Annotated in this window: 20 protein-coding genes; 9 read left to right on the forward strand and 11 right to left on the reverse strand. The window is 62.1% G+C overall.

Annotation, left to right across the window (positions count from 1 at the left end; translation table 11 throughout):
* Nucleotides 1–271: 271 nt before the first annotated feature.
* Entirely contained in the window at nucleotides 272–1,000 is a 729-nt protein-coding gene (locus tag ACZ9W6_RS00005; protein WP_465188985.1) for a substrate-binding periplasmic protein, read from the forward strand.
* A gap of 178 nt (nucleotides 1,001–1,178) precedes the next feature.
* Here the strand turns inward: ACZ9W6_RS00005 and ACZ9W6_RS00010 are convergent, their stop codons facing one another.
* A complete protein-coding gene (locus ACZ9W6_RS00010) occupies nucleotides 1,179–2,090 on the reverse strand; it encodes a helix-turn-helix domain-containing protein (RefSeq protein ID WP_465188986.1) in 912 nt (303 codons plus the stop codon).
* Nucleotides 2,068–2,925 carry an oxidoreductase gene (locus ACZ9W6_RS00015; protein ID WP_465188987.1) on the reverse strand — a complete coding sequence of 286 codons (858 nt, stop codon included), beginning with the start codon at nucleotides 2,923–2,925 and terminating at the stop codon, nucleotides 2,068–2,070. The genes ACZ9W6_RS00010 and ACZ9W6_RS00015 overlap by 23 nt, the downstream gene beginning before the upstream one ends.
* Nucleotides 2,926–3,142: 217 nt before the next feature.
* Between ACZ9W6_RS00015 and ACZ9W6_RS00020 the strand changes: the two genes are divergently transcribed.
* On the forward strand, nucleotides 3,143–3,733 hold the full coding sequence (locus ACZ9W6_RS00020) for an HD domain-containing protein (RefSeq protein WP_465188988.1): 591 nt from the start codon (nucleotides 3,143–3,145) through the stop codon (nucleotides 3,731–3,733).
* Between the two features lie 72 nt (nucleotides 3,734–3,805).
* Entirely contained in the window at nucleotides 3,806–3,979 is a 174-nt protein-coding gene (locus ACZ9W6_RS00025) for a hypothetical protein (RefSeq protein WP_465188989.1), read from the forward strand.
* Between the two features lie 9 nt (nucleotides 3,980–3,988).
* On the opposite strand, the gene ACZ9W6_RS00030 is transcribed toward ACZ9W6_RS00025, so the two are convergent.
* Nucleotides 3,989–4,384 (reverse strand): VOC family protein, encoded by a 396-nt coding sequence (locus ACZ9W6_RS00030; RefSeq protein WP_465188990.1) that lies wholly within the window; start codon nucleotides 4,382–4,384, stop codon nucleotides 3,989–3,991.
* 12 nt (nucleotides 4,385–4,396) lie between these two features.
* On the reverse strand, nucleotides 4,397–5,401 hold the full coding sequence (locus tag ACZ9W6_RS00035; protein ID WP_465188991.1) for a LacI family DNA-binding transcriptional regulator: 1,005 nt from the start codon (nucleotides 5,399–5,401) through the stop codon (nucleotides 4,397–4,399).
* 134 nt (nucleotides 5,402–5,535) lie between these two features.
* Between ACZ9W6_RS00035 and ptsP the strand changes: the two genes are divergently transcribed.
* The 4 genes from ptsP to ACZ9W6_RS00055 all read left to right on the forward strand — a co-directional run bounded on the left by ptsP (nucleotide 5,536) and on the right by ACZ9W6_RS00055 (nucleotide 11,781).
* Complete coding sequence (gene ptsP / locus ACZ9W6_RS00040) at nucleotides 5,536–8,034, forward strand: phosphoenolpyruvate--protein phosphotransferase (RefSeq protein WP_465188992.1); 2,499 nt, start codon at nucleotides 5,536–5,538, stop codon at nucleotides 8,032–8,034.
* Nucleotides 8,031–9,020 carry a 1-phosphofructokinase gene (gene pfkB / locus ACZ9W6_RS00045; RefSeq protein ID WP_465188993.1) on the forward strand — a complete coding sequence of 330 codons (990 nt, stop codon included), beginning with the start codon at nucleotides 8,031–8,033 and terminating at the stop codon, nucleotides 9,018–9,020. Before ptsP ends, pfkB begins: the two co-directional genes overlap by 4 nt.
* A 40-nt stretch (nucleotides 9,021–9,060) precedes the next feature.
* Entirely contained in the window at nucleotides 9,061–10,776 is a 1,716-nt protein-coding gene (locus ACZ9W6_RS00050; RefSeq protein ID WP_465188994.1) for a fructose-specific PTS transporter subunit EIIC, read from the forward strand.
* A gap of 138 nt (nucleotides 10,777–10,914) precedes the next feature.
* Nucleotides 10,915–11,781 carry an EamA family transporter gene (locus ACZ9W6_RS00055; protein WP_465188995.1) on the forward strand — a complete coding sequence of 289 codons (867 nt, stop codon included), beginning with the start codon at nucleotides 10,915–10,917 and terminating at the stop codon, nucleotides 11,779–11,781.
* 1 nt (nucleotide 11,782) lies between these two features.
* Here the strand turns inward: ACZ9W6_RS00055 and ACZ9W6_RS00060 are convergent, their stop codons facing one another.
* A complete protein-coding gene (locus tag ACZ9W6_RS00060) occupies nucleotides 11,783–12,352 on the reverse strand; it encodes a class I SAM-dependent methyltransferase (protein WP_465188996.1) in 570 nt (189 codons plus the stop codon).
* Nucleotides 12,353–12,542: 190 nt separating this feature from the next.
* Here ACZ9W6_RS00060 and ACZ9W6_RS00065 point away from each other — a divergent pair, with 190 nt between their 5' ends.
* Complete coding sequence (locus tag ACZ9W6_RS00065) at nucleotides 12,543–13,610, forward strand: PLP-dependent cysteine synthase family protein (RefSeq protein ID WP_465188997.1); 1,068 nt, start codon at nucleotides 12,543–12,545, stop codon at nucleotides 13,608–13,610.
* A gap of 106 nt (nucleotides 13,611–13,716) precedes the next feature.
* Entirely contained in the window at nucleotides 13,717–13,962 is a 246-nt protein-coding gene (locus ACZ9W6_RS00070) for a LysR substrate-binding domain-containing protein (protein WP_465188998.1), read from the forward strand.
* 261 nt (nucleotides 13,963–14,223) lie between these two features.
* Here the strand turns inward: ACZ9W6_RS00070 and ACZ9W6_RS00075 are convergent, their stop codons facing one another.
* The 6 genes from ACZ9W6_RS00075 to ACZ9W6_RS00100 form a co-directional block, all read right to left on the reverse strand.
* Nucleotides 14,224–15,234: an oxidoreductase gene (locus tag ACZ9W6_RS00075; RefSeq protein WP_465188999.1), complete on the reverse strand. Its 1,011-nt coding sequence runs from the start codon at nucleotides 15,232–15,234 to the stop codon at nucleotides 14,224–14,226.
* A gap of 57 nt (nucleotides 15,235–15,291) precedes the next feature.
* Nucleotides 15,292–16,284 carry a patatin-like phospholipase family protein gene (locus ACZ9W6_RS00080; protein ID WP_465189000.1) on the reverse strand — a complete coding sequence of 331 codons (993 nt, stop codon included), beginning with the start codon at nucleotides 16,282–16,284 and terminating at the stop codon, nucleotides 15,292–15,294.
* The gene (locus tag ACZ9W6_RS00085; protein ID WP_465189001.1) at nucleotides 16,277–16,945 is read right to left on the reverse strand and encodes a Rossmann-fold NAD(P)-binding domain-containing protein; all 669 of its coding nucleotides are present in this window, start codon (nucleotides 16,943–16,945) and stop codon (nucleotides 16,277–16,279) included. The genes ACZ9W6_RS00080 and ACZ9W6_RS00085 overlap by 8 nt, the downstream gene beginning before the upstream one ends.
* 10 nt (nucleotides 16,946–16,955) lie before the next feature.
* Nucleotides 16,956–17,969 (reverse strand): AraC family transcriptional regulator, encoded by a 1,014-nt coding sequence (locus ACZ9W6_RS00090; RefSeq protein ID WP_465189002.1) that lies wholly within the window; start codon nucleotides 17,967–17,969, stop codon nucleotides 16,956–16,958.
* Between the two features lie 329 nt (nucleotides 17,970–18,298).
* Nucleotides 18,299–18,583: a BON domain-containing protein gene (locus ACZ9W6_RS00095; RefSeq protein WP_465189003.1), complete on the reverse strand. Its 285-nt coding sequence runs from the start codon at nucleotides 18,581–18,583 to the stop codon at nucleotides 18,299–18,301.
* A gap of 126 nt (nucleotides 18,584–18,709) precedes the next feature.
* The gene (locus tag ACZ9W6_RS00100) at nucleotides 18,710–19,582 is read right to left on the reverse strand and encodes a LysR family transcriptional regulator (RefSeq protein WP_465189004.1); all 873 of its coding nucleotides are present in this window, start codon (nucleotides 19,580–19,582) and stop codon (nucleotides 18,710–18,712) included.
* Nucleotides 19,583–19,652 lie beyond the last annotated feature (70 nt).

Genomic DNA, 19,652 nt, shown 5'->3' on the forward strand with positions numbered 1-19,652 from the left:
TGATCTCCATCACCAGCGCGGCTTTGCGCTTGGCGGTCCAGCGTTTGATATCGTCTTCCATGGTCATGCTCATCACGTGCTCCTGTGTGAATTATGACCTGTGCAGGTTTTTAGTGGGTCATTACAAACCTGCCCTACCTCGCTTGCTGCCGTACGACTGGCCTTGGTCTGCTCGTCAATGGCGAATCCTGACCTGGCCATCTCATCACCCTGAGCTTTCTGCCGCATCTCCATTATCATGGGGTGATATCACCACTTTGCCCCGCCCTTCATGAAACCCGGTTTTCTGGCCTCGCTCTTCCTTGCCCTGACACTGCTGCTGCCTTTGGCTGCGCGTGCCGATAGCCCCTTGCGGGTAATGATCAATGACGTGGCGCCCTACACCCTGCACGACAGCCCGCAACACCCGGGCATGCATGCCGAGATTGCCAATCTGCTGGCAAAGCAAAGCGGCATGCCTATCAGCATCAGCTGGGCGCCGTATGCGCGGCTGGCTGCCGCCTTGCGCTTTGATCTGGCAGACCTTGTAGTGGCAGTCGAAAGCCCGGAGCTGGAAGGTATCGCGCGGCGTATCGCCCCGTTTCACGAGTTCAAGTTTGTGGTGATCGGCCGGCGCGACAAGGACATCAACAGCATTAGCCAGCTCAACGGCCGCTTGCTGGGTGTCGCGCGGGGCGCGTTTTACGATGAGCGGATCAATAACAATGCGGACATCCAGAAATACGAGCTGACCGACCCGTTTCAGGGGGTGCGCATGTTGGCCGCAGGGCGGCTGGATGCGGTGATTTCGTCCGACTATCTGCTCTCTTACGCGCTAAGACAGACGGGGCTGAATATCCGCAACTTCACCGCGCCTTTCACCGTCAACGAAAAGCACTATGTGCTGTATGCCAACCCCAAGCTAAGTGAGGCCCAGCTGCAAAGCCTGAGCTATCACATGGATGTGCTGCAAAAATCCGGGCAGATCGCCACCATCCTCAAGGCGTATGCGCTGAAGTAGACGCACTGCCGCGAGTCAATCGCGATGCTATGCAGTGCCGTCAGCCGGTGTGCGGGGCTGCGGAGCGGCCTTGCACGCTTTCTGATCCTCACCTGTAGTGCTCGGCACGGGGTAACAGCACCCTGCCCGCCCATCCGCCTCAACCCTCTGCCCTTGCGGCCAACGTTGGCCGCAAGCCTCAGCCCGCCTTGCGGTAGTCTTTCGGCGCGATGCCGGTCTTGGCCTTAAACAGTTTGCTGAAGTGCTGCGGGTAGGCAAAGCCGAGGTCGTAGGCGATGTCGCTGATGCTCTGGCTGCTGGCCAGCAGCCTGGTCTTGGCCAGATCCAGCACAAAAAAGTGGATGTGGTCCGATGCGCTGCGGCCGGTTTCTTTTTTCAGCAGGTCGCTGAGGTAGTACGGCGACAGGTTCAGCTGTTTGCCGCAGTAGGCGACAGTGGGCAGGCCCTGTGTTTCTTGCAGGCCTTTGGCGTAATAGGCCATCAGCACCTGTTCAAATTCGCTGGCCACGTCCTTGTTGAGATTGCTGCGGGTGTAAAACTGCCGGTCGTAAAAGCGGGTGCAGTAGTCCAGCAGCAGCTTGATATGCGACACGATCAGCGCCTGACTGTGGCGGTCGAGGTTTTGCGAATACTCGTGGCGCAAGGTGTCGACAAGCTGGCGCAGCGTCTGTTTTTCCTGCGCCGAGACATGCAGCGCCTCGTTGGCCTCGTAGCGGAAAAAGCCGTACTGGCTGATCTGCCGCCCCAGCTCCGAACGGCGTATCAGGTCGGGGTGAAACAGCAGGTTCCAGCTTTCGACCATGTCGGGCGTGCCTTCGTCCGGCGCATACTGGACAACCTGGCCGGGCGCGATGCACACCAGGGTGCCGTCCTGATAGTCGTAACGGTTGCGGCCATACAGGCAATGGCCGCCAATGCCGGCCTTGAGGCTAACAGAGTACAGGCCGGACACCACCGCCGTGTCGGCCAAGCCAGCCAGCGCGGCGGGGTCAAACGCGCCGACCACCGACACCAGTGGGTGGCGCGGTGGCGCCAGCCCGAACAGGCGATGTACCTGACTGATCGACTCAATGTGCAGGCTGTTTTTCATTCTTTTTCAGCTCCTTGCGGAAGGTGCTCATGATCAGCCGGTCAAACCAGCGGTCGCACAAGATCTTGCGGAAAAACAGGATGGTGTTGCCCATATAGCCGGCGACATAGCGCGTCTTCGGCCGCCGCGCCCTGACGATGGTGGCAACGGTATCGCTGATGACCGAGGCCGGCGCGGTGCCCTTGGGGTTGGCATACACCGCTTTATACGTGCTAGCCACCGCCTTGGCCATTGCCTCGTAGGCACCGCCTTGCGAGCGGGCTATCAGCGGCTGCAACAGCACATCGCCAAATTCGGTGCGGATGCCGCCGGGCTGCAATACCACCACGTCGATATTGAACGGTGCCAGCTCCAGCCGCAGGCAGTCGCTCCAGCCTTCCAGCGCATGCTTGGAGGCGTGATACCACGCGCCCAGCGGCGAGTTGATGCGCCCGCCCACCGACGAGGTGTTGATGATGGTGCCGGCGCGGCGGGCACGCATATGCGGCAGCACGGCCTTGGTAACTTCGGCCAGGCCAAACAGATTGACCTCGAACTGGCGGCGCGCATCGTCGTAGGACACATCCTCCACCGCACCGGCCACCGAGTAACCGGCGTTATTCCACAGCACGTCGATGCGGCCTTGTTCGGCGATGATGCGTGCCACCGCTGCGCGTATCGACGGCTGGCTGGTGACATCCAGCTCGATGATGTGGCCGCCGGCTGCGGCCAACTCAGCCATTTCGTTTACCCGTCGCGCCGCGCCATACACGATATGGCCCTCGCGCAGCATGCGCAGCGCGCCATCCTTGCCCATGCCCGAAGACGCGCCCGTAATCAGCATTACCTTTTTCATGTCCACCCTTTCATCCTCACCGGCAGGCCACCTGGCGTGCCACGTTTTGCATGGATGGACTATACGCAGCCGGCCATTCTGCTTCTTATACCGATTACGGGCAGACGAATACCGATTCCGGTTTGTGCCGATCAAGGTTAGCCAGGGTTGGCCGCAAGGCGGCAGATGGGTGCTGGCCACCGTATAATTGCGCCTTTCCCATCGCAAAGACCTCGCCATGAATGCGCTTGCCCAGCAGCTGCAGTTTCTGAAAGAGATAGACCGGCTGAAATCCGTCGTGCGCCAGTCGCCACTGCTGGACCAGAGCCGCAAGGAAAACTCGGCCGAGCATTCCTGGCATCTGGCGATGTATGCGCTGGTGCTGCAGGACTACGCCAGCGGCAGCATCAACGCCAATCGCGTGCTGCAGATGCTGTTGCTGCACGATATTGTGGAGATTGATGTCGGGGATTTTCCGATTCACGGCGGGCATTCGGCGCAGGCTCAGGCCGAAGCAGAAGCCGCCGCGGCAATGCGGTTGTTCGGGCTGTTGCCCGCCGGGCAAGGCGCGGCGATGCTGGCGCTGTGGCAGGAATTCGAAGCAGCCGAGTCGGCCGATGCGCAGTTCGCCAAGGCGCTAGACCGTTTTCAGCCGCTGCTGATCAATATCTTTACCGGCGGCGGCACCTGGCTGGAAAACCAGGTCAGTCACCAGCAGGTGTTAAGCCGCTACGGCCCGGTGATTGCGCGCGGCGCGCCGGCGCTGTGGGCGCAGTGCGAGGCGTGGCTGACGCAGCATTTTGCCGACACGCCAGCGGACACAGCCTGAACCGAGCCGGCTTGCGGCCAAGCTTGCCGGCCTGACCTCGCCGAACCGTTACAACTGCAAGGGCAAACCCCGATGAGTGACAAGCTTCAACTCCGCCTGATATGGCTGATCGGCCTTGCGCCGCTGTTGGCCGCAAACGTCTGGGGGTGGTATCACGGCGGCTTTACCGGGGCTGTTGCCGCCGTCGGGCTGCTTTCGATAGCCGTGTTGATCGTCGCCAAGCTGATATCGCTGCTGCTGCCTTAAGCGCCGGCCTTAATCCTGATAGCGCGAGATTTCGATCAGATTGCCGTCCGGGTCGCGCACATACAGCGACAAAATCTTGCCGCAAGCGCCGGTGCGCGCCACCGGGCCTTCTTCAATCGCCACGCCGTGGGCGGCCAGTTTTTGCATCACCTCGTCCAGCGGGATGCTGGCGATGAAGCACAGATCCAGCGCGCCCGGCGTGGGCAGGCAGGCCTTGGGCAAGAACTCGCGGCCCTTGATGTGCAGATTGATTTTCTGCTGGCCAAACACCAGGGCCATGCGTTCTACCGGCGGCGTGCCACCGATGAAGGTTTCCAGCCGCATGCCCAGCACGTCGCGGTAAAACGCGATACAGGCTTCGGGCTGCGCGGTGGTGAGTACCAGATGATCCAGCCTGTCCAGCATTTTTGCCTCCTGTCAGCTGGCCGCACTGCTGCCGCGTGCCAGCAGCTTGCCCTGCAATACCACGATGCGCGGGCTGCGCTCGGGGTCGTCGAGTCTTTCCAGCAGCATCGCCATCGCGGCGCGGCCGATTTCACCTACCGGCTGTTCTATCACCGTCAGGCCATCGCCCAGCAGCTCGGTCCACACATCGTTGTCAAAGCCGACCAGTGCCACGTCTTGCGGCCAACGCAGGCCCGCGGATTTCAGCGCACGCACCGCGCCCAGCAACAACACGCCATTGCTGACGACCAGCGCCCGCGGGCGCGGCGTGGCGGCCAACATCGCCAGCACGGCGGCTTCGGCGGCCTCGACACTCGGCGCGACAAACTGCGCCGGTGCCGGCAGGCCGGCTTGTTGTAGCGCTTCGGCAAAGCCGGCGTGGCGCTCGGTGCCGGTGCTGCTGGTATTGCCGAACACGCCGGCAATATCGCGATAACCCTGAGCCAGCAGATGATCCACCAGCGCGGCGGCGGCGCGGCGGTTGTCCAGCACCACGGCGTCAGTGAGGACGTCACGGCTGGCGCGGTCGATCATCACTACCGGAAAGCCCAGCGTGGCCGGGTCGAGGTTGGCCACCGTCTGCCGTGTCGGCGCAAAAATCACGCCGGTGACGCGCTCTTCCTGCATCAGGCGCAGGTACATCGCTTCTTTGTCGGGGTTTTCGTCGGTATTGCACAAGATCACGCGCATGCCGTTGCGGTAAGCCTCGTCCTCTACCGCGCGGCTGACGGCGGTAAAGAAGGGGTTGCGGATATCCGACACGATCAGCCCGATAGTGTCGGTGTGTTGCGAACGCAAACGGCGCGCCGCCATGTTCGGCCGGTAGTCGAGCTTGCGCATGGCGTCTTCGACGCGCTTTTTCACCTTGTCGCTGACAGGGCCATTGCACAGCACCCGCGAGACGGTAGACGGGGACACGCCCGCTGCTTCTGCCACATCCTTGATCTTTGCCACTGCCTGCTCCGGAATCGATTTCATGCGGCCAACCTTGGGCCTGCACAGTGTTGTGGTGAAATGGTACCACCATTACTGACAGAAATATTGACACAAAAAGTGGGATCGATTTCAATTGCGCCACACAGCAGCACAGAAAAACCGGAGACCGTCGCCCCATGAGCACCCAGATCATCCAGACAGAGCTGATAGCACTCGGCGCCCAAGCACAGGAAAAATCCAGTGCAATCAAGGCCGCAGGCCAGTTGCTGGCCCAGGCCGGCCGTATTGACCCGGCGTATATCGACAGCCTGTTGCGACGCGAAACCGTTGCCAATACTTTTCTCGGTCATGGTGTCGCGATCCCGCACGGCATGATTGAAGACCGCCATCTGATTCGCCAGACCGGCATCGCCATCCTGCAGATTCCGCAGGGCGTGGAGTGGAACCCCGGCCAGCGCGTGCATCTGGTGATTGCCATTGCTGCGCAGTCGGACGAGCACATCGCGCTGCTGCGCCGCCTCACCCGCCTGCTGCAAGACGAAGCACGCCTGCAGCAGCTGTTCGACACGACCGACCCGCAAGCGCTGATTACCGCGCTGGCCGATACCGACAGCCCGGCTGTTGCGGCGGCCGAAGTGCGCGATCTGCCGCACACCGCCAGCTGGCAGCTTGATTACCCCAACGGCCTGCACGCCCGCCCGGCCCGCAGCTGGAGCGAGCAGGCACGGCGCTTTGCCGCCACCGTGCAGGTGCGCAACGGCCAGCAAGTGGCCGATGCCAAGAACCTGATCAGCCTGCTGCAGCTGGGTGCCGAATTCGGCCACGAACTGGTGTTTTCTACCGAAGGCCCCGACGCCGGCGTCGCGCTGCAGGCTATGTTGGCCGCAGCCCGCCAGCTGACAGTGCAAGAAGTTGCCGATGCCCAAGCCGCCGCCCAGGCCGCAGCCCGCGCGCGTCGCCAACAATGGCAGCCGGCCGGCAAACTGCTGGCACTGCGCGGCATCAGCGCCAGCCCTGGCCTGGTGATTGGCACGGCGCGCGTGCTCAAGCCGCAGCAGATCAGCGTGCCTGATGTGCCAGCCACGCTGGGCTACGACGGTGATTTGCTGGAAACCGCGCTGACCACCACCCGCAGCGAATTGCAGACACTGGCCGACGACACCACCCGCCGCCTTGGCAAGACCGAAGGCGCGATCTTCCTCGCCCAGGCCGAGCTGCTGTCCGACACCGACCTGATTACCCTGACCTGCCAGCTGATGGTAGAAGGCCATGGCGTGGCGTGGTCGTGGCACGAAGCCGTGCAGCGCATGGCCGACCGTCTGGCCGCACTTGGCAACCCGCTGCTGGCCGCACGCGCTGCCGATTTGCGTGACGTTGGCCGCCGCGTGCTGGCAAGGCTCGCGCCGGATCTGGCACTGAATGCCGGCCCGCGCGCCAGCCGCGACAATGAAGTGCTGATTGCCAGCGACCTGGCACCCTCCGACACAGCCACACTCAACCCGCAGCAGACGCTGGCGCTGGTCACCGCCCACGGCGGCCCGACTTCGCACACCGCGATTCTGGCGCGCACGCTGGATCTGCCTGCTGTGGTAGCGGCCGGCGAAGGCGTGCTCGACATCCAGGATGGCAGCACGCTGATTGTCGATGGCGACAGCGGCATCGTGTACCTGAACGCCACCGAGGCGGATCTGGCCAGCGCGCGCCAGTGGCAGCAAGCCCAGCAGGACAAGCGCGAACAGGCGGCGCGCGAGGCGCAACAGCCGGCCCGCACCCGCGACGGCCATCAGCTGGAAGTCGCGGCCAACGTCAACCGGCCGGAACAAGTCGCCGCCGCGCTGGCTGCCGGTGCCGAAGGCGTCGGGCTGATGCGTACCGAATTCCTGTTTCTCGAGCGTGACAGCGCGCCCGACGAAGAAGAGCAATACCAGACCTACCGCGCCATGTTGGCCGCATTGCAAGGCCGGCCGCTGGTGATTCGCACGCTGGATATCGGCGGCGACAAGCAAGTGCCCTATCTCAATCTGCCGCACGAGGAAAACCCCTTCCTCGGCGTGCGTGGCGTGCGTCTGCTGTTGCGCCGCCCTGATTTGCTGCTGCCGCAATTGCGGGCGCTGTATCGCGCCGCCGCCCACGGCCCGGTGTCCATCATGTTCCCGATGGTCAGCACCCTGGCCGAGGTGCAGCTGCTGCGTGCGCAGTGCGAGCAGGTGCGCGTGTCACTGGGTGCGCCGGTGGTGCCGCTGGGCATCATGGTCGAAGTACCGGCTGCTGCGCTGATGGCCGACCGTCTGGCCGAGCATGTGGACTTTTTCTCGGTCGGCACCAACGACCTCACCCAATATGTACTGGCGATAGACCGCCAGCACCCCGAGCTGGCGGCCGAGGCCGACAGCCTGCATCCGGGCGTGCTGCGCCTGATCGCCCAGACCGTGGCCGGTGCGCGGGCGCATGGCCGCTGGGTAGGCGTGTGCGGCGGTATGGCTGGCGACCCGCTGGGCGCGGCGATTCTGGCCGGCCTTGGCGTGGCCGAGCTGTCGATGAGCCCGCGTGACATCCCGGCAGCCAAGGCGGCCATTCGTGCGGCCAAGCTCGAACAACTGCAACAGCTGGCCGAAGCAGCGCTCGCCTGCGACAGCGCCAGTGAAGTACGCGCACTGCAAGGGGCACAAGCATGAGCCAGCCGGTACTGACCCTGACGCTGAACCCGGCGCTGGACCAGACCATTACCGTGCCCGGCCTGCAAACCGGCGCGGTGAATCTGGCTAGCGAGGTCACCATCAATGCCGGCGGCAAGGGCGTGAATGTCGCCAGCTGCCTTGCCGACTGGGGCGTGCCGGTGGTGGCCGGTGGCCTGCTTGGGCGTGACAACCCGACTGCCTTTGAAGACCTGTTTGCCGACAAGGGCATCCGCGATGCCTTTGTGCGCGTGCCCGGCAGCACCCGCACCAATATCAAGCTGGTGGATGCCGCCAGCCGCGACACCACCGACATCAACCTGCCCGGCATCGAGGCCGGCATTGCCGCCCAGGCACGGCTGCAGCTGATGCTGGACGAACACGTCGAGGAAGGCAGCCTGGCGGTACTCGCCGGCAGCCTGCCTTCCGGTGTCGACAACAGCTATTGGGCGCAGCTGGTGCAACAGCTGAAACGCCTCGGTGCACGCGTGGTGCTGGATAGCAGCGGCCCCGCCCTGCGCCATGCCTTGCTGCTGCCACCGGCCACACTGCCGTGGCTGATCAAGCCGAACAAGGCCGAGCTGGAACAATACCTGGGCAAAGCCCTGCCCGATATCGCCGCCGTTGCCCGTGCCGCCAGCCAGCTGCAGGCACGCGGCGTCGCCATCGTGGTGGTGTCGCTGGGTGGTGACGGGGCCTTGCTGTGCAGCGCCGGTGGCTGCTGGCTGGCCGAACCGCTGGCCCTGCCCGAGCTGAAAAGCACGGTGGGTGCCGGAGACGCGCTGGTTGCCGGCCTGGTGGCCGCCCTGCACACAACCGCCCCCGGCCGCACACCGGACTGGCCGGCCGTGCTGAGCCTCGGCATGGCTTTTGCCGCCGCCAAGCTTGGCCGCATCGGCCCGCATCTGCCGGCGCGTGATGAAGTCGAACAACTGCGCACACGCATCGAGGTGCGAGCGCTGGCTGCCCAAGACACACAGCAGTAGATAAAGCCCGCCCCACAGCGGCACACAGAGGAGAGTCACCATGTCAGACATTCTGGCCATCATTGCCTGCCCGCAGCGGGTGGCACAGGGGCAGCTTGCTGCCGAGGCCTTGCGCAAGGCCGCCCGCCAGCTTGGCCGCCAGATCGCCATCGAGCTGCATCAGGCGCAGGGCGTACAAGGCCGCTTTGACGACGCACGGCTGGCAGCCGCCGGCACCGTCATCATGATTGCCGAAGACGCCAGCGCACACGATCGCCTGCAAGGCCGCGCCAGCCACCACAGCAGCCTCGAGGCCGTGCTGGAAAACGCCGCCGCGGTGATTGCCGCCGCGCTGGTGACGCCAGCCGCCCCGGCCAAGGCCGCCAGCAAGGCGCTACGCATTGTCGGCATCACCTCTTGCCCGACCGGCATCGCCCACACCTTCATGGCAGCCGAAGGGCTGAGCCAGGCTGCGGCCAACCTTGGCCACCAGATCAAGGTGGAGACACAGGGCTCGGTCGGCTCGCAAAACACCCTGAGCGCCGCCGAGATTGCCGAGGCGGATCTGGTAATCATCGCCGCCGACACCCAGGTGAATCTCGAACGTTTCGCCGGCAAGCGCCTGTACAGCAGCGGCACCAAGGCCGCCATCAACGATGGCCAGGCACTGGTACGCCGCGCCGAGGCCGAAGCCAAGATCCATCAGCCTGCCAGCCAAGCCAGCGCGGCTGCGGCCAACCCTGACAGCAGCAAGAGCAGCGAACGCAGTGCCGCCTACAAACACCTGATGACCGGCGTGTCCTTCATGCTGCCTTTCGTGGTGACCGGCGGTCTGCTGATTGCGCTGGGCTTTGCGCTGGGCGGCATCTATGTCTACGAAGATGCCTTCAAGGGCACGCTGGGCTGGACGCTGTTCAATATCGGTGCCAAGGCCTCATTTGCGCTGATGGTGCCGATTCTGTCGGGCTATATCGCCTACTCGATTGCCGATCGTCCGGGCATTGCGCCGGGCATGGCCGGCGGCATGATTGCCGGCTCCATCGGCTCGGGCTTTCTGGGTGGCATCGTGGCGGGTTTCATCGCCGGCTATGCGGTGAAATACCTGAACGAGAAAATCCAGCTCGGCCGCAATTTTGACGGGCTGAAGCCGGTGCTGATCCTGCCGCTATTGGGCACCACCATCGTCGGCCTGCTGATGTATTACGTGCTGGGCCAACCGGTAGCCGTGGCACTGGGCGCGGTGACCGACTGGCTGAAGGGCCTGCAAGGCTCCAGCGCGCTGGCACTGGGCATGATTCTTGGCGGCATGATGGCGTTTGACATGGGTGGCCCGATCAACAAGGCGGCGTATACCTTCTCTACCGGCCTGCTGGCCAGCCAGGTGTATGCACCGATGGCGGCGGTAATGGCCGCCGGCATGACGCCACCGTTGGGCATTGCGCTGGCCTCGATGCTGTTCAAGAACCGCTTCAGTGTCGACGAGCGCGAAGGCGCCAAGGCTGCCGGCGTGCTGGGTATCTCTTTCATTACCGAAGGCGCGATTCCGTTTGCCGCCAAAGACCCGCTGCGGGTGATTCCGGCGCTGGTGGCCGGCTCAGCTCTGGCTGGGGCGATCTCGATGGCTGCCGGCTGCGAGCTGCGCGTGCCGCACGGTGGTGTGTTCGTGCTGCCGATTCCGAATGCGGTGACCAACCTCGGCATGTATCTGGTGGCGCTGGCTGCCGGCACCGCGCTGACGGCCGTGTTACTGGGCATGTTCAAGAAACCGGCTGCCTGATACGCAAGTTTTCTCTTGCCGGCTTACGCCGGCTCTCCCGCCAGCCCCGTCAGGGGCTGTTTTTTTTGCGTGCCCGGCATTTGCCGCCACCCCGGCAAGCGCCTATCATCGCCCCCTTTTATTCCGGCAACATTCATTATGCCTTTTCTGCTAATTGTCACTGCCCTGTGGGCGTTTTCCTTCAGCCTGATCGGCCAGTATCTGGCCAATCAGGTGGATAGCGACTTTGCCGTGCTGTTGCGCGTGCTGATTGCGGCGGCGATTTTCCTGCCGTTTACCGTGTGGCGCGGCCTGCCGCGCCCCTTGCTGCGCGGCTTCTGGCTGGCCGGCGCCTTGCAGTTTGGCGTGACTTATCTGTGCCTGTATCGCAGTTTTCAGGTGCTGACCGTGGCCGAAGTGCTGCTGTTTACTGTGCTGACACCGATTTATGTGACCTTGCTGGATGATGCGCTCGAGCGCCGGCTGAACCCGTGGGCGCTGTTGGCCGCAGTAGTGGCGGTGGCTGGCGGCGTGATCATTCGTTTCCAGCCGCTGGAAGGTGAATACCTGACCGGATTCTTGCTGTTGCAGCTGGCTAACATCACCTTTGCCGCCGGCCAGGTGCTGTGCCGCCGCCTGTTGCAGCAATATCCGGTGTCACAGCCGCTGTATCGCTATTTTGGCCATTTCTTCATGGGCGCGATGCTGTTGGCGCTGCCGTCCTTCCTGCTGTTTGGCGATATGACCCGGCTGCCGCAGACGGCGCTGCAATGGGGTGTGCTGGTGTATATGGGCGTGTTTGCCACCGCACTGGGCATGTACTGGTGGGTCAAAGGCAGCACCCAGGTCAGCGCCGGCACGCTGGCAATCATGAACGAGCTGCATGTGCCGGCCGGCCTGCTGGTGAATGTGCTGATCTGGCATCGCGGCACCGATCTGCAAAAGCTGGCGCTGGGCGGCACGGTGATTGTCGCGTCGCTGGGCATCAATCACCTTGGCCGGCTGTACAGCCAGCGCCGCCGCTGAGTCAGGCTGCCGGCTTGTTGACGCGCAGCACGAAGGTGCAATCGCCAATCACGTTGTAAAAGTTCTGCACCGCCATGTGAATATCGTCATCCGACAGGCCGCCGCTTTCAAAGCGGCTGGCCCATGGCTCCAGTATCTTCACCTCGCTGTGCTCCATCACCAGATCCACACCCAGATACAGCCCCAGCGGCGTGGTCGAGTCCCCAGCCGCCACCGACTGGCGGTTGAAATCCTGATTGAACATATTCAGCCCCATCGCCGTGACCGGTCGCACATGCGTCGGGTCGGCGATATAGCTGTCGCTGCGCGGGTGCGGCACGGTGATGTGGATGCGTGCATCCGGCGCGCCGATGCGGTACAGCTCGCTGATGATCTGCAGATACACCGCCGGGCTGGCGCCCAGATGCTCCAGCACATGGCGCAGCACCACCTCGCTGACCGAGTTGTCCGCCCACGGCCACGGAAACTGTTCGAGATCCACCACCTGGTCCGGCGCGCAGCCGGCCTGCGAATCCACATTCAGATAGCCATCCAGCTTGTCAAAGCCGCAGCCGAGATTCAGTTTTTGCATGTTGTTTGCCTGTTGTGCGCGATATCAGGCCTGCAGTCTGGCAAGAAGCCCAGTCAGCGACAAGCAGCGTGCAAACTGTATAGCTGTTTTGTCGCGCTGCTGGCACTGATGGATACAGTCTGCGCCGGCTAGAATATTTCTGTAGCCATTACAGCATATTGCGGCCAACCCTGGCCGGCGAGGAGACAGCATGAACAACTGGCTGATGCAGGCGATCCGCAAGATCGAGGCCGACTTCAACCGCAGCAGCGACACCCACCTGATTCCGCTGACCGTACCGGCCGCACCGGCCATCCAGCTGTATTTCAAGGATGAATCCACCCACCCGACCGGCAGCCTGAAACACCGCCTCGCGCGCTCGTTGTTCTTGTACGCACTGTCCAATGGCTGGATCAAGGAAGGCACGCCGGTGATTGAAGCTTCCAGCGGCAGCACCGCAGTATCAGAAGCCTACTTTGCGCGCTTGCTGGGCCTGCCCTTTATCGCCGTGATGCCGGCCAGCACCTCGTGCGAGAAGATTCGCGCCATCGAGTTTTACGGTGGCCGCTGCCATCTGGTGGACGACCCGGCCACCATCTACGACGAATCGCAACGTCTCGCGCGCGAGCTGAACGGCCATTACATGGACCAGTTCACCTATGCCGAACGCGCCACCGACTGGCGCGGCAACAACAATATCGCCGACACCATCTTCAAGCAGATGGCGCTGGAACCGCAGCCCGAGCCGGACTGGATCATCTGCGGGGCCGGCACCGGCGGCACCAGCGCCACCTTCGGCCGCTATGTGCGCTACCAGCAAAAACACACGCAAATCTGCGTGGTTGACCCGGAAAACTCGGCGTTTTACGCGAGCTACGTCAGCGGCGACGCCGCCTGCACCTGCGAAGGCGGCTCCGGCGTGGAGGGCATCGGCCGCCCGCGTGTCGAGCCATCCTTCATCCCTACCGTTATCGACCGCATGATTCGCGTGCCGAATGTCGCCAGCTACGCCGCCATCCACTTTCTCGAAGAAGTGCTGGGCCGCAAATGCGGCGGCTCGACCGGCACCAACTTTTACGGCGTCTGCGTGCTGATGCACGAAATGATGCAGCGCGGCGACAGCGGCAGCCTGGTGACGATGATCTGCGACGACGGCAACCGCTACCTCAACAGCTATTACGACCACAACTGGCTGCAAAAACACGGCCACGACATCCAGCCGTGGCTCGCCTGCTATCGCCGCTTCTTCTTTGACGGCATCTGGCAGCCGCCAGTCTGAGCCTGCCAGTCAACACAAAACCAATGCGGCCAACCTTGCCTTGCACAGCAATGTTGGCCGCAAGCCTGGCTGTCAGCCGGGTTTCCGCCCCAGCCATTGCTCGTCTATGGCCTGCAGCATCGCCTCGGGGCTGATCTGCTGCGTCATCCGACTGGGCGTCGGCATCATGCAGCACATCGAAATCACCGTGCGCCAGCACATCCACAGCGGCGCACTGCAAAGAATATTGCAGCCCTGGAGCAAACCATTCGCCGGCTGCTACCTCTACATCCCCTCGCGCGAACAACTGCCGGCCAAGGTACGGGCGTTCATGGATTTCATGGTGGAAAAGCGGGATGGGTGGGTGAGCTGAGGCGGTGTGGGCGGCTGCTTGTGGTGAATTGGGCTGATGTTAGGAAAGGCTGGCTGGCATTTGAGGGTTGTGAGGTGTACTGAGGCCAAGCTTGGGAGGAGGTCTGATAACTAGCTATTTTTCGATGGCTAAATATCGGCCAGAGCGGCCCTTTGTATATCAAATAGAAGATGGCTGCTTTCAACTTGAAAGCAGCCATAAATGTATCTAGCAAGCACGAGAATTCTCGCCCGCTTTTTAGTTACTAAGACGTCAAGAAGATTACCCGGAGATGCCGGTAGCCTTGCGCATGAAACTATCAAAAGCACGATCTGAAAGTATGCGGCGAAGGAAAATCATTGGCTTGGCTCCGAATCCGACGGCATATCGTGTTTTGGGTTGACGGGCTGTGACCGCCTTGGCAATGGTGTCGGCAATCAATTCGGGCGGTGACTGACGCTTGCGACTGGCGTCACCGATCATCGACTCGGCCATGGCGCGCGCCTGACTGGCATAAGCAGTGGCGCCGGAGACATCCAGCAACTTGTCGGCGGCAATACCGGCCCACTCAGTCTTGATGCCGCCGGGTTCAATCACCACCACATCGATACCGAACGGCTGTACCTCCATCCGCAAGCAGTCGCTGATCGCCTCCAGCGCAAACTTGGTGCCGTGATACCAAGCCCCCAACGGGGTATGAATCTTGCCCCCCATCGAGGTGATATTGATGATGCTGCCGGAGCGTTGGGCACGCATATGCGGCAGCGCCAGCTGGATCAGCCGCACGGCGCCGAACACATTGACGTCGAACTGGGCGCGGGCCTCCTCCAGCGGCACATCCTCTACCGCACCGTAAGAGCCGTAACCTGCATTGTTAACCAGGACATCAATGCGCCCCGAGCGGCTGACTATTTCCTGGATGCCGGCTTGCATCGATCCATCGTTTGTTACGTCCATCTCCAGAGCGATGATGCCGGCATCGGCCAGCATTTGCATGCGCTCAACCCGGCGTGCAGCGGAGTAGACGGTAAAACCGAGTGATTTCAGTTTGAGGGCTGTAGCCTGGCCAATGCCAGAGGAGGCGCCAGTCACAAGAGCAACTTTGGTATTCATGCTGATGGTCCTTGTTGAAGGAGTGCGAAACATGGCGGCCTCATTTTTGCCCGCCTTCGATGCCTTCAACTTTACGCAGCAATCACCGCGAACACTCTGGCAGTACGTGCCACAAACACTGCAAACTGCGCCAAACGGTTTCTCGCCGGAGCAAAGCACACCCAGCTGTTGCTTATTCAATATCAGCCGGGTGCCATTCAACTTGCTTGAGTAGCAGCCACAACCGGAGAGGGGCGCTCACTGCGCCCTAATGGACTGGTCTCCACGCTGGCGAGAGCGCGCCAAAGCTTCCTGCAATGCCGGCAGCGCAGTGAGCGTCGCTTGGTAGCCACGATTTCTTGCTGTCTCCCGACCTACCGCATCATCAACACCTGCAGCCGCGATGGCAGGTGCAATCAATACGTCAGCCGATGCCGCTTCCGTGCTGGACAGTAGACAAGTCTGTGTTTGGGAAACCTTCAACCACATTGTCGCGACAGAACTGGATGGATACTTTGGCCCGTGGCAATAGATGTCTACCGCAACGACGACATGGGCACCCAGTGCGCGGGCCGCACTTACCGGTAGCAAGGAGGTAACGCCACCATCTACCAGTACCTGGCCCGATGACTGCACAGGGAGGAATACCCCTGGGATGGCTGCCGATGCGCGTGCCGCCTCGCCGGCATTGCCGCGTGTAATCACGTATGGCAACGAACGATCGATGTCTGTGGCTACCGCCGCGAAAGGGATGAGGAAATGTTCGATGGGCTGCTGCTTCACCATGTCGTTTACCCAGTTCGACAGCGCCGCGCCCTTCACGAACCCTGGACCACTGAACGTCACGTCAGCCAACGATCTCACCCGCATGGAGCTTGCTTGCTGCCATAATAGGTTTGCCCGCGTGCCGGAGGCATAGGCCGCACCCACGATCGCCCCTATCGATGTTCCAACGATAAGATCCGGACGAATTCCGGCTTCTTCCAGCGCCTGCAGCACCCCAATATGCGCGTAGCCGCGCATGCCGCCCCCTCCCAACACAACAGCGAGTCCGGGACGTGCGATTGGTTGTCTAGAATCAGGGACGTTCTGCTGCCTTGGCATTAAAACCCCGTTCACCAGCCAGGCGCCTTCAAGCACCACCGCACGGTCTGATGGGCCGGCATAAGCGGTGAGCAGGTTGGCCGCAAGCAATACGGCCATGAGCCAGCGCACCGCACTCATCGGCAATGCATCCGGATGGTCACTCAAGTCCGATCTTGGCCAGCGCGTCCGAAGCGAGCACAACCAAGCCTCCGGCTTTCGGCACAGTTCTGAGCAAAGCCTGCGCGACGGCTTGTGCGGCAACAGGTCGATAGCGGCCAGGCAGCATTGGTGTCAATAGTTTGGCAATTGGAATCGAGAGCTTTTCACCAATGCGGAGCGGCTGTTGCAAAGCGTCACGGTCGCCCAGCAACAGCGACGGGCGGGCGATCACCAGTGCATCGGGCTTCAGTGACTGCAGCGCCACCTCCAACTCGCCTTTTACCCGGTTGTAGAACACCGGTGACTGCGCACTGGCGCCAAGTGCGCTGACCAGCCCGATACGCTTGGCGCCAGCGACGAGTGCCGCCTTGGCCACGGCCAGGTTGGCCGCATAATCTACGGCACGGAATGCAGCCTGGCTGCCAGCCACCTTGATGGTCGTGCCGAGCGCTAGATAAACCTCATCCACAGACGGCAGTACCGGCAAGTCGCTGAAGTCCACGATGTGGACATGCAGTTTGGGATGCTGGTTAGTTATGGCTCGCCGGCCCAGTACATGAACCTCGGCCACCGTCGTGTCGGCAAGCAGGCCACGGAGAATTTGGCCTCCTACTAGGCCGGAGGCTCCAGCGAGTAGGACGCTTCGTTGCTGGGGAGATGTCGGCATTTATGGCTCGTCAGTTCAGGTGCAATGCTTTCCGGGTGCGATCCGGAGTCTGTCCGGTCCAGTCCTGGAAGGCACGGTAGAAGGAGTTGGGGTCTTCAAAACCGAGCAGAAAGGCTATCTCGCCACCAGACAAGGAGGTGTTGGCCAGATAGTGTTTCGCCAAGCTCTCACGCGTACTGTTGACGAGTGCACGGAAGTTTTCGCCCTCATCCTCCAGTCTGCGCTGCAAGGTGCGTTTGCTCATTGCCAAGCGTGAGGCGACGCCCTCAATACTGGCTGTATTGCTGGGTAACAGCTCCAACAACACAGCCTGAACCCGCTCTCTGATTGTTGCCGTGGCATCCAGTTCGCTGAGTCGTCGACGCAGTTCGGGCTCGAACACCTGCCACATGCCCTCGTTGGCAGTCAGGAACGGTAGCAGTGCATCTGCTGCGTTAAAGGTGATTTTCGGATTTGGCCCAATCTGCACGGCGACGCCAAAGAATTGCTGATAGCGTTTGGCGTAGGAGGCCGAGGGAAGTTGCGGCAGAGCAACCGCAATCGCCCGAACCGGCTCGCGGGTAGCCATGCGCGCCAGCTGCAGGAAAAAAGCGATCTCGGCTACTTGCAGCGAAAACGGTACTTCGTCCTGGTCAGACATCCAGCGGGGCGAAATCGATAACTCACCGTCCTTGCCCACTTCGACCTCCAGGCTCATCGGTGCCACCAATTGCTTGTATTTCGCCAGCCGCTGGATCGCCTGCATGAGATTTGCGCTGCACAGCGCTGCGAACAATGGCGGGTTGAACACCTCAGCGGAGACCATCTCGACAATGCGTAAGGGGAACATCGCATCCGCAGCTTCCGTCTCCAGACTGCGCCAGAAGCGAAAGTACTCGGCCGTTGATAACGTTTCCTGCGCGCCACGGGAAAACAGGTCTTCGGGTAGACCCGCCCGGCGGAGGACATGACTGGTTTGCAGGCCAAAATCTTTCAACAAGGTCTGCCAGCCGATCTCTAGGGAAAAAGCTTGCTTGCGCGACATGGTCTCTTCGTCCAATACGTACGGCAGCCGAGCGCTGCACACACCGCCACTATAGCTGGGGGGGCAATGGAGGGGTGCATGCATTGCACGCCACTTAACATTCAACTTGTGCCAAAGAAGCTAGTGCCACTAACAACCGATGCCAGATAGCGTTTCGAGATCGAATAGAAGGTGATTTGGCTGCTTTAGTAACACAAGCGGACATATGGAATGGTGTTTTGGAATGCCCGCTTTGGCCGAATTGAAGTCATACCGCCCAAACGCCCCGACCAAAGCCGGGGCGTTTTTCATGACTGCCAACCCGTAGAGTCCTGCGGGCCACCCTGCCCTCAGTTTTTCGGCATGATGCTGTTGAAGACGAATTTCACGCCGGGCACTTTCTCGGTGATCATGCCGACTTCGGCCATTTGCAGGCCTTCGTCTACCGCGCCGTCGATGGTGACGTTGCCGTCTTTCGCGACGATTTTCAGTGCAAAGGCCTTGAGTGCCGGCACGTTGTCGATGGCGGTTTTGACGTCCGCGGCCAACTTCTGGTCTTCGGCTTCACCGGCAAAGGCGCTGAAGGTGGCGGTGGCGAGCATGGCGGCGATGGCCAGTTGTTTGAAGGCTTTCATTGTTTTCTCCCTGATTAGGCGTCGGTGACGCGGCTTGTTTTACAGGGATGCTACGGTTCATATATTTCAATAATGTTTCCGTCACGTGGCTGGCCGCAGATTTTGCGCACGGGCTTTGCGGCGATGCTACAGCCCGTCGGCCGACAGTTGCAGCAAGGCCTGCATGCCGGCGCCGGAGGCGCGGTCGCGATGGCGGATGCACCACAGCGTGCGCACCAGCCGTGGCAGGCCGGCGTCTACGGCTACCAGTGCGCCGCTTGCCAGCAGCTCGGCCACCACGCGCCGCGACAGGCAGCTGATGCCCAGCCCGGCGGCCACAGCGCGCTTGATCGCCTCTGAGTTGCCCAGTTCCATCGCCACATTCAGCCGGCCAAGCTCGGGCAGCAGCACGCGCTCGACTTCTTCGCGGGTGCCGGAGCCTGGCTCGCGCAGCAGCCACGGCGCGTCGGCCAGCTGCTCGCGGCTGAGCCTCGCCTTGCCCGGCGCGGCCACTACCAGCAGCTCGTCTTCCAGCCAGGCCTGGGTGTGCAGCGCAGGGTGGCGGCACGGGCCTTCGATCAGGCCGAAATCCAGCCGCAGCTCGGCGACGGCGGTTTCGATTTCGCGGGTATTGGCCACCTGCAGGCTGACTTCGCATTGCGGCCAACCCTGACGCAACCGCGCCAGCAGGCCGGGCAGCAGGTAGTTGGCAATGGTGGTGCTGGCCCCGAGCCGCAGCGACAGCGTGCCGCCGGCAAACAGGCTTTGCAGGTTGGCCGCTTCGTCCAGCATGGCGCGTGCACGCGGCAACAGCATGCGGCCGTTTTCATTCAGCAAGAGGCCGCGGCCAACGCGGTCAAACAAGCTGACGCCGAGCGCGGATTCGAGCTGCGCCAGTGCCTGACTGGCGGCGGATTGCGACAGCGCCACTTCGCTGGCAGCACGGGTAACCGACTGTTGTTCGGCAATGGCGGCGAATACTTCGAGTTCGCGCAGAGTCAGGCGTAGCGGCATATTCATCAGTTAGATCAATCAATACTATTCATATTATCCGTTTTTCTACTGACTCGCCGCGCCCTATGCTGCAAGC

The organism is Vogesella lacus, assembly GCF_979366295.1.

Bases quoted from the DNA above. Each gene is read 5' to 3' on its own strand.
- ACZ9W6_RS00060 (WP_465188996.1), bottom strand. From the start codon at position 12,352: ATGCAAAAACTGAATCTCGGCTGCGGCTTTGACAAGCTGGATGGCTAT.
- ACZ9W6_RS00100 (WP_465189004.1), bottom strand. From the start codon at position 19,582: ATGAATATGCCGCTACGCCTGACTCTGCGCGAACTCGAAGTATTCGCC.
- ACZ9W6_RS00035 (WP_465188991.1), bottom strand. From the start codon at position 5,401: ATGAAATCGATTCCGGAGCAGGCAGTGGCAAAGATCAAGGATGTGGCA.
- pfkB (WP_465188993.1), top strand. From the start codon at position 8,031: ATGAGCCAGCCGGTACTGACCCTGACGCTGAACCCGGCGCTGGACCAG.
- ACZ9W6_RS00085 (WP_465189001.1), bottom strand. From the start codon at position 16,945: ATGCCGACATCTCCCCAGCAACGAAGCGTCCTACTCGCTGGAGCCTCC.
- ACZ9W6_RS00005 (WP_465188985.1), top strand. From the start codon at position 272: ATGAAACCCGGTTTTCTGGCCTCGCTCTTCCTTGCCCTGACACTGCTG.
- ACZ9W6_RS00050 (WP_465188994.1), top strand. From the start codon at position 9,061: ATGTCAGACATTCTGGCCATCATTGCCTGCCCGCAGCGGGTGGCACAG.
- ACZ9W6_RS00030 (WP_465188990.1), bottom strand. From the start codon at position 4,384: ATGCTGGACAGGCTGGATCATCTGGTACTCACCACCGCGCAGCCCGAA.
- ptsP (WP_465188992.1), top strand. From the start codon at position 5,536: ATGAGCACCCAGATCATCCAGACAGAGCTGATAGCACTCGGCGCCCAA.
- ACZ9W6_RS00065 (WP_465188997.1), top strand. From the start codon at position 12,543: ATGAACAACTGGCTGATGCAGGCGATCCGCAAGATCGAGGCCGACTTC.
- ACZ9W6_RS00055 (WP_465188995.1), top strand. From the start codon at position 10,915: ATGCCTTTTCTGCTAATTGTCACTGCCCTGTGGGCGTTTTCCTTCAGC.
- ACZ9W6_RS00015 (WP_465188987.1), bottom strand. From the start codon at position 2,925: ATGAAAAAGGTAATGCTGATTACGGGCGCGTCTTCGGGCATGGGCAAG.
- ACZ9W6_RS00090 (WP_465189002.1), bottom strand. From the start codon at position 17,969: ATGTCGCGCAAGCAAGCTTTTTCCCTAGAGATCGGCTGGCAGACCTTG.
- ACZ9W6_RS00025 (WP_465188989.1), top strand. From the start codon at position 3,806: ATGAGTGACAAGCTTCAACTCCGCCTGATATGGCTGATCGGCCTTGCG.
- ACZ9W6_RS00095 (WP_465189003.1), bottom strand. From the start codon at position 18,583: ATGAAAGCCTTCAAACAACTGGCCATCGCCGCCATGCTCGCCACCGCC.
- ACZ9W6_RS00010 (WP_465188986.1), bottom strand. From the start codon at position 2,090: ATGAAAAACAGCCTGCACATTGAGTCGATCAGTCAGGTACATCGCCTG.
- ACZ9W6_RS00020 (WP_465188988.1), top strand. From the start codon at position 3,143: ATGAATGCGCTTGCCCAGCAGCTGCAGTTTCTGAAAGAGATAGACCGG.
- ACZ9W6_RS00070 (WP_465188998.1), top strand. From the start codon at position 13,717: ATGGCCTGCAGCATCGCCTCGGGGCTGATCTGCTGCGTCATCCGACTG.